Genomic DNA, 13,299 nt, shown 5'->3' on the forward strand with positions numbered 1-13,299 from the left:
CGCAGTCGCTTCGCGACAGCTCCCCCTGGGGGGGAGCATCTTAATTCCGGGCCCCTCACGCCGCCTCTCCCTTGCGGGCGCGCAGGTAGATGTCGGCGAAGGCTTCGAGCTGGCGGGCTTCGAGCGCGCCGTCCTTCACCAGCTCCAGGCTCGCCGAGAGGGTCGAGGCGACATAGGATTTGCGGCTCGGCCCCTGCCCTTCCGGGCCGAAGGGGGCGACGCCGGTGAGCGGCGTCCAGCGGTCGAGGTCGGGCAGCAGCCGGCGCAGTCGCTCGCGGGCGTCCTCCAGCGGATAGGCCTGCTGGGGCCGCGGCTGGTAGCGCCGCGCGGCGTCTTTCTGCCGCTGGCCGATGTAGGCGCTCATCAGGGAATAGAGGTCGCCTTCGATGCGCCCGGACGGCACGATCTTGATGGCTTCGGGGTCGCCGCGGCCGAACACGTCGCGGCCGAGCTGGGGCCGGATCTTCAGCTCTTCCGCCGCCTTGCGCATGGCGTCGAGCTTGGCGAGGCGGAAGGCCAGCCGGGCGGCGACCTCCTCGGCCGGCGCCTCGTCCTCCTTGAGCTTCTCCGGCTTGGGCAGCAGGAGCCGCGACTTGAGGTAGGCGAGCCAGGCCGCCATCACGAGGTAGTCGGCGGCGAGCGAGAAGCGCCGGCGGCGCGCCTCCTTCACGAAGGCCAGGTACTGCTCGGCCAGCTTGAGCACCGACAGCTTGAGGAGGTCGACCTTCTGGCTGCGGGCCAGGGCGAGCAGCACGTGCAGCGGGCCCTCGTAGCCGTCGATATCGACGATCAGCGCCTCGCCGTCCTCGACCGCCGTCTGCACGGCGGAGAAATCGAGGCCGGGCTGGAAGCCGCCGCTCACGCCGAAATCCGCAGCGCCGCTTCGAAGCGGGCCACGGCCTCCTCGACGTCGAGCGGCTCGGAATGGCGCGGGATGCGGGCCAGCGCCGCCTCGGCGCGGCGGGCCGCCTTGCCCTTCAGGGGTCCGCAGCCTTCGACCACGGCCTTCATCTCGTCCATGTCGCCGTTGCAGTGGAGCACGACGTCGCATCCTGCCGCGAGCGAATCCCTCGCCCGGTCCGTAAAGTCGCCCGAGAGCGCCTTCATCGAAAGATCGTCGGTCATCACAAGGCCGTCGAAGCCGATGGCGCCGCGGATGGCGCGCCTGTGCACCTTCTTCGAGGTGGTGCCGGGCCGCTTGGGATCGATGGCCGTGTAGATCACGTGGGCGCTCATCGCCATCGGCATGTCCGAGAGGGCCTTGAACGGAGCGAAGTCGCGCGCGTCGAGCTCCTCCCAGGACGCCTCCACCACCGGCAGCTCCATGTGGCTGTCGGCCATGGCGCGGCCGTGGCCGGGCATGTGCTTGACCACCGGCAGCACGCCGCCGGCGATCAGCCCCTCGGCGGCGGCGCGGCCGAGGCTCGCCACCTCCTCCGGCGTCTGGCCATAGGCGCGGTCGCCGATGATCTCGTGGCCGGAGGGGTCGGGCACGTCGAGCACCGGCACGCAGTCGACGTTGATCCCCAGCGCGGCCAGATCATGGGCGATGAGCCGCGCCCCGAGGCGGGTGATCTCGCGCTTGAGCAGCGGGTCGTTGCCGGCGAGCTGGCCATAGGCGCGGCCCGGCGGGTACTTGCGCCAGTGCGGCGGCCGCAGGCGCTGCACTCGACCGCCCTCCTGGTCGATCAGGATCGGCGCGTCCTCGCGGCCGACGGTCTCGCGCAGGGCGTCCGTCAGGCGGCGCACCTGGTCGGGATCCTCGGCGTTGCGCGCGAACAGGATGAAGCCCCAGGGCTTCACGTCCCTGAAGAAGGCGGCCTCCTCCCGGCTCAGCGCCGCGCCGGCGCAGCCCAGGATGCAGGCCAGGCGGCTTCCCTTCGCGCTCACTTGACGAAGCAGGCCTTCCCGGCGGCCTTCAGCTTGGCGCAGAAGGCGGCCGCGGCCTCCTTGCTGGCGAAGCCGGTGACCGAGGTGCGGTAGAGGACCTTGCCGTCGCGGTCGACCTTCTCGACGCCCTTGCCCTTGCCGGCGGCGAGGCCCGGCGCGACGGCCACGGCCTCGTTCCAGGTCTTGTCGGCCAGCGCCGGCGAGGACACCGCCCCGATCTGCACGGCGGCCGCGCCCTTGGCGGCGGGCGCAGGCGCTTTTTCGGCGACGACGGGCTTCGGCTTCTCGGCCGCGGGCTTGGGCGGCGGGACGACGGCCACCGGTTTGGCCGGGATCTGGGCGGCGGGCTTGGCCGGGATGGGCGCGGGCGTCGGCGCCGGCTGGGCCGGGCGCAGGGCCGGCGGCTGGGCGGTCGGATGGGCCGCGGCGGCGGCCTGAGCCGTGGGTTGCGGCGGCGCCGGCTGGGGCGCGGTCTGCGGCGCGGTTTGGGGACCGGGCTGGGCCGGCGCCAGGACCACCGGCGGACCGACCGGGGCCCGCGCCTGCGGCTGCTCAGGCGGCGGGGTGAACTGCGGCTGGGCCGGGACCATCTGCGGCGGCTGGCCATTCTCCGAGCGGTAGATCTCCAGGCCCGCGGCCGGATCCTGCGGCTGGGCCTCGGCCGGCGGCGGGGCCTTCATGCCGGCGACCGGCGTGCCGACCACCTGCGGCGCGCCGCCCGCCTGGCGCACGCCGGAGCGGTAGAAGACGAAGATCGCGGCGGCGAGGCCCAGCAGCACCAGGACGCTGACCACCAGGGTCAGCGGGAACGGCCGCGCCCCGCGCACGGGCTGGCGCGCCTCGAAGGACAGGGGCGCATCGGTGGGCGGCGTATAGGCGCCGCGCTCGTGGTCGGACATGGGCCAGGGCTCCGAACGATCGTCCGGCGCGCGATCGGCGAATCACGCGCCACCAACCCCAAGTCTAGCGAGCGATCGCCGCGGGGTCGGCTTCGAGGCCGCATTTTCTGTGGGCGGACGGGCCCCTGGAATGGGGCGTCAGGCCGCAGCCGCGCCCAAAGTCACCCCCACACGTCGAGGTGGAAGAGCTTCTTGTGCTCCTCGATGGCGAAGCGGTCGGTCATGCCGGCGATGTAGTCGCAGACCACCCGGGCGCGGCCGGCCTGGTCGCGCTCGGCGGCGCGCTGGCCCCATTCGGCGGGCATCACGTCGGGCTCGGAGAGGAACAGCTGGAACATCTCGCCCAACATCCGGCGCGCCTGGCTGCGGGTGCGGTTGACCCGCCAGTGGCGGTACATGCGCTCCATGAGGAAAGCGCGGAGCTGGCCGAGGTCCTCGACCATGTCGCGCGAGAAGGCGACCAGGGCATGGCCCAGCATGCGCACGTCCTCGGGACTCTCGACCTTGCCCGCCTTGGCCCGGCGCTGGGTCTCGGCCAGCACGTCGTCGACCATGGCCCCGATCATCCGCCGCACCGCCTCGAGCCGGATGATGGTCTGGTCGCAGTCGGGATAGTCGCGGAAGGCGCTCTCCACGTGCGGCCCGATCAACGGCACGTCGAGCAGCTCCTTGAGGTGGAACACCCCGGCCGCCACGCCGTCGTCCACGTCGTGGTTGTTGTAGGCGATGTCGTCGGAGAGGGCCGCGACCTGGGCTTCGGCCGAAGCCCAGGTGTCGAGCCGCAGGTCGTAGTCGGCGTCGAACTCGGCGATCGCCCGCCAGGAGGGCCGCGAGAGGCGGTCGACCACCGGGCCGTTGTGCTTGATGACCCCTTCCAGAGTCTCCCAGGTGAGGTTCAGCCCGTCGAAGCGCGGATAACGGCGCTCCAGCTTGGTCACCACCCGGAAGGTCTGGACGTTGTGGTCGAAGCCGCCGAAGTCCTCCATCTGGATCTGCAGCTCGTCCTCGCCAGCGTGGCCGAACGGCGGGTGGCCGAGGTCGTGGGCGAGCGCGATGGTCTCGGCGAGGTCGGCGTCCAGCCCCAGGGCCGTCGCCAGCGAGCGGGCGATCTGCGCCACCTCCAGCGAGTGCGTCAGGCGCGTCCTGAAGTGGTCGCCCTCGTGGGCCACGAAGACCTGGGTCTTCTCCTTGAGGCGGCGGAAGGCGGTCGAGTGGATGATCCGGTCGCGGTCGCGGGCGAAGGGCGTGCGCGTGCGGCTCTCGTCCTCGGCGACCTTGCGGCCGCGGGAGGCGGAGGGACGTTCGGCATAGGGCGCGCGGGGCGGAAGAGAGGTGGGCATCAGCGCCTTCGATCAGCTGGCCTCTTGGTCGAAGCCGCGGGGGACCTCATATAGGCTTAGCCCTGATTTCGTTTAACCAGACATGACCACAGCAGCCAGCCAGACCCAAGACGTGACGCTTTCCGAGAGCGCCGCCCGCCGCATCCGCGCCATCGGCGAGGCCGAGGGCCGGCCGGTCATGCTGCGCGTCGCCGTCGAGGGCGGCGGCTGCTCGGGCTTCCAGTACCAGTTCGACCTCACCGACCAGCTCAACGAGGACGACCTCGTGGTCGAGCGCGACGGCGCCCGCGCCCTGGTCGACGTCGTCTCCATGGCCCTGGTGAAGGGCTCCGAGATCGATTTCGTCGAGGAGCTGGTCGGCGCCCAGTTCCAGGTGCGGAACCCGAACGCCAAGTCGAGCTGCGGCTGCGGCGTCAGCTTCTCGATCTAAGCGGCTGATCGGGCGAGATATTCGCCCACGCGATCCATCAGGAAATTGGTCCCGTGCTCGCGCGAGCCGGCATCGTCGTAGCCGTCGAGGAAGGCGCCGCTTTCGCTGAGCAGGAGGCGCGTGCCGCCCGCCGCCGGCTTGAACTCGATGGTGGCCAGGGAGACCGAGATCTTCACCCCGTCGATGTGCATCTCGTAGGCGTAGACGATGCGCGCGTCCGGCACGATGTCGAAGTAGGTGGCGTCGAACTGCGAGACGGTTCCGGATTCCCAGCGGCCGACCGCCCGCTCCCGGCCCCCCTCGCGGAAATCGAACACCCGCTCGAGGATGGTCTGCTCCTCGCCGCCGCCGAACCAGCCCGCCTTGCCCTCGGCTGTGGCGAAGGCCGCATAGACCCGCTCCACCGGGTGCGGATAGACCCGCTCGATGTGGAACGTGCCGTGGGTGATGTTGCGCTCGGTCATCAGGATTCCCCTTCCTTCTCCGCCTGGGCGTCGAGGTAGCCGCCGAGCCGGTCCAGGCGCCGCTCCCAGGCGAGGCGCCGCTCGTTGATCCACTGTTCGGCCCGCTGCATGCCGCCGGCCTCGATCTGGCAGGTGCGCACGCGCCCCACCTTCTGGCTCCGCACCAGCCCGCTCTCCTCCAGCACGGCCAGGTGCTGAACCACCGCCGGCAGGGACATGGACAGCGGCTGGGCGAGCTCGCTGACCGAGGCGGGCCCCCGGCTCAGCCGCTCCAGCATGCTCCGCCGCGCCGGGTCGGCGAGCGCATGGAACACCCGGTCGAGAGGCGCGCCGGCGGGCGCCATCAGAACGGCACCCAGTCCAGGTACGGCTTCGATTCCTCGAACGCCCGGGCATAGGAGGGGCGCGCCTTCAGCCGCTCGAAATAGGCGGCGATGTTCGGGTGGTCGGCGATCGGGAGGATGCGGTTCGCATAGAACAGCGCCGGCCCCGCCCCGCAGTCGGCCAGGGTGAAGTCCTCGCCCGCGGCCCAGGCGCGCCCCGCCAGCGCCCCCTCGAGATAGCCGTAGGCGGTGGCCAGCTGGCCCTTGACGAGCTCCGGGATCGCCTCGTCGCGCGCGCCCGGAACCTCGCGCCGGTGGTCGCCGAAACGCTGGAACGGCGCCTGGACGTAGAGATCGAAGATCCGGTCCATCAGCCGCGTCCGGCGGGCGGTCTCCGGATCGGCCGGGATCAGCCGCGCCGCGGCCGGGGTCGTCGCCGCCAGGTGCTCGATCACCGCGGTGGACTCGCCCACCACCTGGCCGCGCGCCCGATCCTCCAACACCGGCATCTTGCCGAACGGCCACAGGGCGGTGAAGCGCGCCCGCTCCGCCTCGTCGCCGAGGTCCAGCATGGCGAATTCGAAGGGCGTCCCGGTGTCGTAGAACGCGACCGCCGCCTTCTGGTGGAAGGAGGACAGCGGGTGGCCGTGCAGCACGAACATGGCGAGCTCCATCACTTAAGTTGATACTTAAGTATCACCGGTTTCCGGGCCCGGCAACCGCGGTTTCTTTGGCCCCGGTGGATCGAAGCTTGGCGGCGAAAGTTTATGGGACGTCAGCTTGGCGTGCTCTGGGACGGCGCACGGCTCTACGAAGGTGTTCCATGGCGTCCGACGCGGCCGCGCATCTCGATGCGCCCCACTCCGATCCCGCTGAAGACCGCCGCGCCCGCGCGCGCGGCGTGTCGGCCGACCTCGAAGCCATCTTCGGCCAACCGGAGCGCGAGGACGCCACGTCGCAAGCCAACTCTGCGCCCACAGGTCCGACCAGGGGCCCACTCAGCGGCCTCATGGGCCGGCGGGCGCCCGCCGTCGAGACACACCGCGGCCTGAGCCTCGCCAGCGTCGGGGCGCTGGCCGCCGCCGCCCTGGCCGGCGTCGCCGCCGGCTCGCTGATCGTCAAGCCGAAGCCGCACGCCGCCGCGCCGTCGGCGGCCCCCGCCCTGCCCCGGCCCGACGCCTTGCCGATCGAGATGGCCCCGCCGGTGCAGACGCCGCAGGCGGCCGACGCCTCCCTGGCCGCGCCCTCGCCGCCGATCCCGGCCATGGCGCTCGCCCCGCCGCCGGCGGCCAGCCCCCGCCGCGCGGCGGTGAAGCGGACCCGCGCCAAGGGGACCTGCTGCTCCTACGCCGAGGTGAAGGCCGCCGACCGGCGCCTGCGGCAGGCCTATGCGGAGGCGATCCGCGCCGGCGCGCCGCGCACGACCATCGTCTCGGCCCGCGAGCGCTGGGAGACCACCCGTCGCCGCGCCGCCCACGATCCCGCCCGCCTGGTGGCCGGTTACCGCTCCATCGCCGCCGACCTGCAGCGCGCCAGCGTCCACCGGCGCGAGCGCGCCGCGCCGCACGCCATCCGCACGCGCTTCCACCCTCGCTATCCCGCCTGGTGGTGGTGATGGCGCAGGCGGCGAGCAAGGTGGGCGGCCAACTGGTCTACGCCATCGGCGACATCCACGGCTGCTACGGGTTGATGAAGGACCTTCTGGCCAGGATCGCCGCGGACAGCGCCGAGCACGCGCGGGGCCGCCGGCCGGTCCTCGTCTTCCTCGGCGACTATGTGGACCGCGGCCCCCACTCGGCCCAGGTCATGGAGGCCCTGGTCTGGCTCCAGCGCCGCCGCGATCTCGACATCCACTTCCTGAAGGGCAACCACGAGCAGGGCCTCCTGGAGTTCATGGACGAGCCCGAGCGCGGCGCCCCGTGGCTCGGCTTCGGGGGCGCGGAGACCCTCGGCGCCTACGGCGTGCAGCCGCCGCCCGAGGCCTCGCCCGAGGCCCTGCGCGCCGCCCGCGACGAGTTGCTGGAGCGGATGCCCGCCTCGCACCTGAAGCTCCTCCTGCAACTGGAGACCCTGGTGGTCATCGGCGACTACGCCTTCGTCCACGCTGGCATCCGGCCGGGGACGCCGCTGGAGGCGCAGAGCGAGAACGACCTGCTGTGGATGCGCCGCGGCTTCGTCGACCAGCCGGGCCCCTTCCCCAAGATCATCGTCCACGGCCACACCTGGCTCGGCGAACAGCCGCAGCTGATGGAACATCGCCTGGGGCTCGACACCGGCGCCTACGCGACCGGGGTGCTCACCGCGGCCCGGCTGGAGGACGGCGAGGTGGCGATCCTGCAGGCCAGGCGCTCCGACGTCTGGGCCCCCGCCCAGCCGGAGGCGGCGACGGCCTAGTCGATGTAGTAGCCGGTGAAGTCCATGTTCTCGCCCCGCAGGCGGCGGAAGACGCGGCGCATGCGGGCGCGGCTGAGCAGCCAGGCATTGTAAGCGGCCAGCAAGGCCGCCGCGGCAATGACGCTGCGGGTGGCCGCATAGACTGCGAACAGCAGGACGAGGCTGCTCGTCAGCCAGAACGTGATGGCGCGGACGTCGCGTGCCCTCATGCTCGAACCCTTTGTGTCGATGACCCGACCGTCCCACCTGCTTCAACGGTCAGGGCGGCGTCTGGCTCCCCACCCAAACGACTGGTGCGGCGAATTGCATCCCGCCTCACGCGCGATACCGCGAAAGGCTTCATCCCTGGGTTGGTTGAGCCGGCGCGCCGGCTTGTCCTAACCCGGTCCCATGTCGGACGCGGCCCGCAGCTATGTGCTCTTCGTCGAGAACCTGAACGGCTCCGGCACGCCCGAGCGCCTGGCCTGCGAGGATCTCGACAGCGCCGAACGCACCGGCCGCGAGCTGATGGCCAAGGGCTTGCGGGTCAGCATCGAGGTGCTCGAGGAGCAGTCGCTCCTCTACACCCTGCACCTCTAGGTCAGCGCAGCTTCAGGAAGCTGTCGTCGCGGAACGGCGCGCCGGCCGACATCCGCTGGTGGAAGCCCTTGATCGGCGGCCCGGCCCCGCCGTCGCGCGGGTCGTAGACCGAGCGGTCGCCGAAGAATCGCAGCGTCAGGGTGCGCCGCCGCATGCCGCCGTGGGTCGCGCCGCCGCCGTGCAGCACCTTTGGATGGAAGACGATGATGTCGCCCGGCTCCACCGGCCAGGAGACGATGTCCCAGCCGCTGCGGTCGCCCTCGATATCGGGCAGGCGCGGCAAGCTCGACCCGCGGTGCAGCGGCGCGGTGTCGTCGCCCGGCTTGAAGGCCGAGCCGTTGTAGAGGATCCCGTGGTGGGAGCCCTTCACGAACTCCAGGGAATCCGCCTGCGACAGGCGGTCGAAGCTGATCCACACCACCGCCAGGTCCTGGCCGTCGATCGCGAGGTAGGAGGAGTCCTGGTGCCATGGCGTGCGGCGCACCTCCCCGCCCTCCTTCAGGAACACCTGCTCGTAGAAGAACCAGACGTCCGGGGTGCGCCACAGCTCGGCGACATAGGACGGGATCGGCGAGCGCTGCAGCATCTCGCGGTAGCCGGTCAGGGCGTTCGGGTTGAAGAGGTCGTTGTAGAAGGTGACCTCCGGGGTGTGGCGATCGCGCGAGGCGCCCGGCCCCGGGTTCGCCAGGCTCCACTCATAAGCGGCCAGGGTCTCGGCGAGCTGGGCCGCGTTCAGCGCCGCTGGCAGCTTGACCACCCCGTCCCGGTCCCAGGCCTCGCGCAGCGCCGGCCAGTCGTAGTCCAGAGCCAGGCTCATGCGAACACCTCCTTCAGCTCCCGCTTCAAGACCTTGCCGGTGGCGGTGCGCGGCAGGGGATCGGCGGTCAGCCTAATCGCGGTCGGGATCTTGAACTTCGCCAGCCGCTCGGCGAGGGCGGCGCGCACCTGGTCGGCGATCGGACCGCTCAGGTCCTGGGGCGCCACCTGGATGACCGCGGCCACCTCTTCCCCGTAGTCCGGGTGCGGCAGGCCGACGACGGCCGCGTCCAGCACGCCCGGCTGCTCCAGGATCGCGGCCTCCACCTCGGCGCAATAGACGTTCTCGCCGCCGCGGATGATCACGTCCTTCTTGCGGTCGACGACGTAGTAGAGCCCCTGCGCGTCCACGTAGCCGAGATCGCCGGTGCGGAACCAGCCGCCGCCGAACGCCGCCTCGGTGGCCTCGGGCTTCTTCCAGTAGCCGGGGATCACGTTCGGCCCGCGCACCCAGATCTCGCCGACCTGACCGTCGGGCACGGGCCGCCCCTCGTCGTCCACGACACAGATCTCGGCCGTCGGCGCCGGCCGGCCGACGCTGTCCGGCTGGGCGAAGTAGTCGGCGCCGCCGTTGACGATCACCGCGCTGGTGGTCTCGGTCAGGCCATAGCCGTTGCCGGGCGCGGCCTTGGCCGCGAACTGGCTCTCGATGCGGCGGATCAGATCCGGCGGCACCGGCGCGCCCCCAGAGGTCACCCCGGCGATGGAGCTGACGTCGGCGCCCGAGGCCGCCGCCGCTTCCAGGAACTGGCGGACCACGATCGGCACGCCCGAGACTCCGCTCAGCCGGTGGGTCTCGACGATCTTCACCGCCTCGGCCGGCGCCCACTTGTACATCAGCGCCATCTTGGAACCGGCGACCGCGCTGACATAGAGGCCGGTCAGGCCGCCGATGTGGAAGAAGGGGAAGGTCTGCAGCACGCCGGGCTGCGGGGTGTCGGGCCCGGGCTCCGGCGCGCCCGCCGCCACCCGCGCCGCCGCCCCGGAGAGCAGCGAGTTCATGGTGTTGGTGACGTGGTTGCGATGGGTCGCCATCGCCCCCTTCGGAAAGCCCGTCGTACCCGAGGTGTAGAGGATGGTGGCGAGATCCTCCGGGCCGACCTCGGCCTCCGGCAGGTCCTCGGCCGCCTCGCCGGCCACGGCCTCCAGGTCGACGCCGCCCAGGCCGTGTTCGCCGCGCCGCGCCACGATGACCGCGGCGGGATCGAAGCCGCCGATCAGCGGCCGCATGCGGTCGAGGCGCTCCCTGTCCACCACCACAGCCTTGGGCTCGGCGTCCTCCAGGGCGTAGGCGAGCTCGGCGGTCGTCCACCAGGCGTTCAGCGCCACGGCGATGGCCCCGATCGCCTGGCAGGCCCAGAACGCCAGGCTCCATTCGGGATAGTTGCGCATGCCGATGGCCACGCGATCGCCCTTCGCCACCCCGAGGCCCTTAAGATAGGCCGCCAGGGCCGCCACCCGGCCGAAGTGCTCGGCGTAGGTCAGCGACCGGTCCTCGTAGATCAGGAAGGGCTTGTCCCCGTGGGCGCGGGTGGCGAGCAGCAGCTCGCGCATCGAGGCGGGCGCGTTGCGATAGACGCGCGCCGGGTATCCGGCCGAGTGGTCGTGGGCGAGCTCGAACGGCCCGCTCGCGGTCATGGCCGCGATGACATCCTGGCGCGAGGGCATGGCTCGCTTCCTCCCAGGCGCTCATCGAACGGCGGGGGAGCGGGACCGGTCAAGGGTCACGTCACGTCAGACATCGACGCGGATCAACCGCCCTCGAGGATCTCCAGCGCCTGCTTGGCCAGGGCCGGCGCGCCGTTCTCGGCGGGCCGTTCGCTGGCGGCGATGCCGGCCAGGATGCGCCGGTAGACGCCCTGGGAGATGGAGGCCAGGCGGAACACGCCGAAGGCCACGTAGAACGGCCAGTCCTCGATCTCATGGCGGCCCGTGCGGCGGCAGTAGGCGGCCACATAGTCTGCCTCGGTCGGGATGCCGCTGGTGGCGAAGTCCACCCCGTCCAGCATCCCCCAGGACGGCGAATGCGAGCGCCACATGAAGCCGTTGTAGCCGAGGTCCGCCAGCGGGTGGCCGATGGTCGAGAGCTCCCAGTCGAGCACCGCGATCAGCTTCGGCTCGGTGGGGTGGAACATGACGTTCTCCAGCCGGTAGTCGCCGTGGGCGATCGACACCGACTGGTCGGCCGGGATGCGGGCCGGCAGCTTCTCGATCAGCGCCTCCATCTCCGGCACCGTCTCGGTCTCGGCGTCGCGGTATTGGCGCGTCCAGCGGGCCACCTGGCGCTCGAAGTAGTTGCCCGGCCGGCCGTAGTCGCCGAGCCCCACCGCCTCGAAGTCCACCTGGTGCAGCTTGGCGAGGGTGGCGTTCAGCTCGTCATACACCGCCGCCCGGTCGGCCGGGGTCAGGCCCGGCAGGGTGGCGTCCCGGAAGATCCGGCCCGGCAGGAAGTCCATGACGTAGAAGGCGGTGCCGATGACCTCGGGGTCCTCGCACAGGGCGCGCATGTGCGGCACGGGGACCCGGCCCTCCAGCGCCTTCATGATCCGGTGCTCGCGGTCGACCTGGTGGGCGCTGGCCAGCAGCTGGCCCGGCGGCTTCTTGCGCAGCACGTAGCGCCAGGGCCCGTCCGCCGTCTCGGTGGTGAGCAGGAAGGTCGGGTTCGAGGCGCCCCCCTGGAACTGCTGCACGCGCATGTTGCGGCCGAATCCGTCGACGTGGCGCGTGAGCCACTGCTCGAGGCGGGCCTCGTCGAAGCGGTGCGCAGGAACGACGTCGCGGACCGGGATCGCGGGTTCTGACAAGGCGGGCCTCCTCTTGATGGCCGCGAAGCTAGCGCCGTGACGCGGCGGCGCCCAAGGGCTTGAGCCAGACGCTTGAGCGGTGGGCCGGGCGCCTCTAGCTTCGCCGCCTCGACGGAGCCCCGCATGCGCATCGCCACCTGGAACGTGAACTCGATCAACGCCCGGCTGGAGACCGTCGTGCGCTGGTTCGAGGAGGCGAAGCCCGACGTCGCCTGCCTGCAGGAGATCAAGTGCGTCGACGAGAAGTTCCCCGCCGAAGCCTTTGAACGGCTTGGCTACAACATCGCCGTCCACGGCCAGAAGACCTACAACGGCGTCGCCCTGCTCTCGAAGTTCCCGCTGGAGGACGTCCGTAAGGGCCTGCCCAACCATCCCGAACACGGTGGGGAGGACGACGAGCACGCCCGCTACATCGAGGCGGTCATCGCCGGCCGGCGCCCGGTGCGCGTCGCCTCCATCTACCTGCCGAACGGCAATCCGGTGGGCACGGAGAAGTTCGCCTACAAGCTCGCCTGGATGGGACGGCTGAAGGCCCACATTCAGGCGCTTCTCGCCTACGAGGAGCCGCTGGCCCTGCTCGGCGACTACAACGTCATCCCCGAGCCGCGCGACGCGGAGTTCCCCAACAACTGGGTAGAGGACGCGCTCTTCCAGAGAGAGTCCCGCGAGGCGTTCCGGGCCCTGAAGTGGATGGGCCTTGCCGACGCCTACCTGCAGGCCGACGGCGCCCCGGGCGCCTACACCTTCTGGGACTACCAGGCCGGCGCCTGGCAGCGGAACAACGGCATCCGCATCGACCACGCCCTGCTCTCGCCGCAGGCCGCGGACCTGTTGACCGGCGTCTCCATCCACCGCGACGTGCGCAGTTGGGACAAGCCTTCCGACCACGTTCCCCTGGTCATCGAGCTGGACGTCTGAGCCCCATGGCGGCCCGCCGCTCCCCGCCGCCGCTCTCCACCGAGGACTTCCAGTCGGTGGGCGCCTTCCGCCTGGCCCTGCGCAAGTTCGCCGCCTTCAGCGACGCCTCGGCGCGCGAGGCCGGGCTGACCAGCCAGCAGCATCAGGCGCTCCTCGCCATCCGCGCCCACTCGGGCCCAGAGCCCATGACCATCGGCGAGCTGGCCGAGTGCCTGCTCATCAAGAACCACAGCGCGGTCGAACTGGTGGGCCGGCTGGCCGAGCGCGATCTCGTCGTCCGCGCGCCCTCGGAGGCCGACCGCCGCCGCATCCTTCTGCGCCTGACGCCGCCGGCCGAGGCCATGCTCGAGGCCATCACCCGGCGGAACCTCGCCGAGCTGTCCAGCAACGGGGCCATCTTCCGGGACCTCCTGAGGACGCTGAAGCGCATCGGCGCCTGAAG

17 protein-coding genes are annotated in these 13,299 nt (G+C 71.4%); 6 read left to right on the forward strand and 11 right to left on the reverse strand.

The genetic code is table 11. The features are described from left to right. Positions 1-55: 55 nt before the first annotated feature. The 4 genes from DJ017_RS15060 to DJ017_RS15075 all read right to left on the reverse strand — a co-directional run bounded on the left by DJ017_RS15060 (position 56) and on the right by DJ017_RS15075 (position 4,129). Positions 56-862: a segregation and condensation protein A gene (locus DJ017_RS15060; RefSeq protein WP_111529484.1), complete on the reverse strand. Its 807-nt coding sequence runs from the start codon at positions 860-862 to the stop codon at positions 56-58. Then, positions 859-1,890: a beta-N-acetylhexosaminidase gene (gene nagZ / locus DJ017_RS15065; RefSeq protein WP_111529485.1), complete on the reverse strand. Its 1,032-nt coding sequence runs from the start codon at positions 1,888-1,890 to the stop codon at positions 859-861. The genes DJ017_RS15060 and nagZ overlap by 4 nt, the downstream gene beginning before the upstream one ends. Continuing rightward, positions 1,887-2,789 carry an SPOR domain-containing protein gene (locus DJ017_RS15070; protein ID WP_111529486.1) on the reverse strand — a complete coding sequence of 301 codons (903 nt, stop codon included), beginning with the start codon at positions 2,787-2,789 and terminating at the stop codon, positions 1,887-1,889. Before DJ017_RS15070 ends, nagZ begins: the two co-directional genes overlap by 4 nt. 161 nt (positions 2,790-2,950) lie before the next feature. After that, positions 2,951-4,129: a deoxyguanosinetriphosphate triphosphohydrolase gene (locus DJ017_RS15075; RefSeq protein ID WP_111529487.1), complete on the reverse strand. Its 1,179-nt coding sequence runs from the start codon at positions 4,127-4,129 to the stop codon at positions 2,951-2,953. 82 nt (positions 4,130-4,211) lie between these two features. Here DJ017_RS15075 and erpA point away from each other — a divergent pair, with 82 nt between their 5' ends. Then, positions 4,212-4,559: an iron-sulfur cluster insertion protein ErpA gene (gene erpA, locus DJ017_RS15080; protein WP_111529488.1), complete on the forward strand. Its 348-nt coding sequence runs from the start codon at positions 4,212-4,214 to the stop codon at positions 4,557-4,559. Here the strand turns inward: erpA and DJ017_RS15085 are convergent. The 3 genes from DJ017_RS15085 to DJ017_RS15095 are packed head-to-tail and all read right to left on the reverse strand — an operon-like array spanning position 4,556 to position 6,020. Continuing rightward, positions 4,556-5,023 (reverse strand): SRPBCC family protein, encoded by a 468-nt coding sequence (locus DJ017_RS15085; RefSeq protein ID WP_111529489.1) that lies wholly within the window; start codon positions 5,021-5,023, stop codon positions 4,556-4,558. The two genes, erpA and DJ017_RS15085, sit on opposite strands and share 4 nt — an antisense overlap. After that, positions 5,023-5,367, reverse strand: a complete 345-nt coding sequence (locus DJ017_RS15090) for an ArsR/SmtB family transcription factor (RefSeq protein ID WP_111529490.1) — start codon at positions 5,365-5,367, stop codon at positions 5,023-5,025. The genes DJ017_RS15085 and DJ017_RS15090 overlap by 1 nt, the downstream gene beginning before the upstream one ends. Next, positions 5,367-6,020: a glutathione S-transferase family protein gene (locus DJ017_RS15095; protein WP_227000158.1), complete on the reverse strand. Its 654-nt coding sequence runs from the start codon at positions 6,018-6,020 to the stop codon at positions 5,367-5,369. The genes DJ017_RS15090 and DJ017_RS15095 overlap by 1 nt, the downstream gene beginning before the upstream one ends. Before the next feature lie 149 nt (positions 6,021-6,169). Here DJ017_RS15095 and DJ017_RS15100 point away from each other — a divergent pair, with 149 nt between their 5' ends. Both DJ017_RS15100 and DJ017_RS15105 read left to right on the forward strand, forming a co-directional pair. Next, the gene (locus DJ017_RS15100; protein WP_111529491.1) at positions 6,170-6,961 is read left to right on the forward strand and encodes a hypothetical protein; all 792 of its coding nucleotides are present in this window, start codon (positions 6,170-6,172) and stop codon (positions 6,959-6,961) included. Continuing rightward, positions 6,961-7,740, forward strand: a complete 780-nt coding sequence (locus DJ017_RS15105; RefSeq protein ID WP_111530129.1) for a metallophosphoesterase family protein — start codon at positions 6,961-6,963, stop codon at positions 7,738-7,740. The genes DJ017_RS15100 and DJ017_RS15105 overlap by 1 nt, the downstream gene beginning before the upstream one ends. On the opposite strand, the gene DJ017_RS15110 is transcribed toward DJ017_RS15105, so the two are convergent. Continuing rightward, positions 7,737-7,949 (reverse strand): hypothetical protein, encoded by a 213-nt coding sequence (locus DJ017_RS15110; RefSeq protein WP_111529492.1) that lies wholly within the window; start codon positions 7,947-7,949, stop codon positions 7,737-7,739. The genes DJ017_RS15105 and DJ017_RS15110 overlap by 4 nt on opposite strands. A gap of 181 nt (positions 7,950-8,130) precedes the next feature. Between DJ017_RS15110 and DJ017_RS15115 the strand changes: the two genes are divergently transcribed. Next, positions 8,131-8,319, forward strand: a complete 189-nt coding sequence (locus DJ017_RS15115) for a hypothetical protein (RefSeq protein WP_111529493.1) — start codon at positions 8,131-8,133, stop codon at positions 8,317-8,319. A 1-nt stretch (position 8,320) separates the two neighbouring features. Here the strand turns inward: DJ017_RS15115 and DJ017_RS15120 are convergent, their stop codons facing one another. The 3 genes from DJ017_RS15120 to DJ017_RS15130 form a co-directional block, all read right to left on the reverse strand. Further along, positions 8,321-9,136 (reverse strand): phytanoyl-CoA dioxygenase family protein, encoded by an 816-nt coding sequence (locus tag DJ017_RS15120; RefSeq protein ID WP_111529494.1) that lies wholly within the window; start codon positions 9,134-9,136, stop codon positions 8,321-8,323. Continuing rightward, positions 9,133-10,803, reverse strand: a complete 1,671-nt coding sequence (locus DJ017_RS15125) for a class I adenylate-forming enzyme family protein (RefSeq protein WP_111529495.1) — start codon at positions 10,801-10,803, stop codon at positions 9,133-9,135. Before DJ017_RS15125 ends, DJ017_RS15120 begins: the two co-directional genes overlap by 4 nt. An 83-nt stretch (positions 10,804-10,886) precedes the next feature. Further along, positions 10,887-11,939 carry a phosphotransferase family protein gene (locus DJ017_RS15130; RefSeq protein WP_227000159.1) on the reverse strand — a complete coding sequence of 351 codons (1,053 nt, stop codon included), beginning with the start codon at positions 11,937-11,939 and terminating at the stop codon, positions 10,887-10,889. Between the two features lie 123 nt (positions 11,940-12,062). Here DJ017_RS15130 and xth point away from each other — a divergent pair, with 123 nt between their 5' ends. After that, positions 12,063-12,857, forward strand: coding sequence for an exodeoxyribonuclease III (gene xth / locus DJ017_RS15135; RefSeq protein WP_111529496.1), 795 nt, complete (start codon positions 12,063-12,065; stop codon positions 12,855-12,857). 5 nt (positions 12,858-12,862) lie between these two features. Continuing rightward, positions 12,863-13,297 carry a MarR family winged helix-turn-helix transcriptional regulator gene (locus tag DJ017_RS15140; RefSeq protein WP_111529497.1) on the forward strand — a complete coding sequence of 145 codons (435 nt, stop codon included), beginning with the start codon at positions 12,863-12,865 and terminating at the stop codon, positions 13,295-13,297. Positions 13,298-13,299 lie beyond the last annotated feature (2 nt).

Source organism: Phenylobacterium soli, from assembly GCF_003254475.1.
Lineage (GTDB): Bacteria > Pseudomonadota > Alphaproteobacteria > Caulobacterales > Caulobacteraceae > Phenylobacterium > Phenylobacterium soli.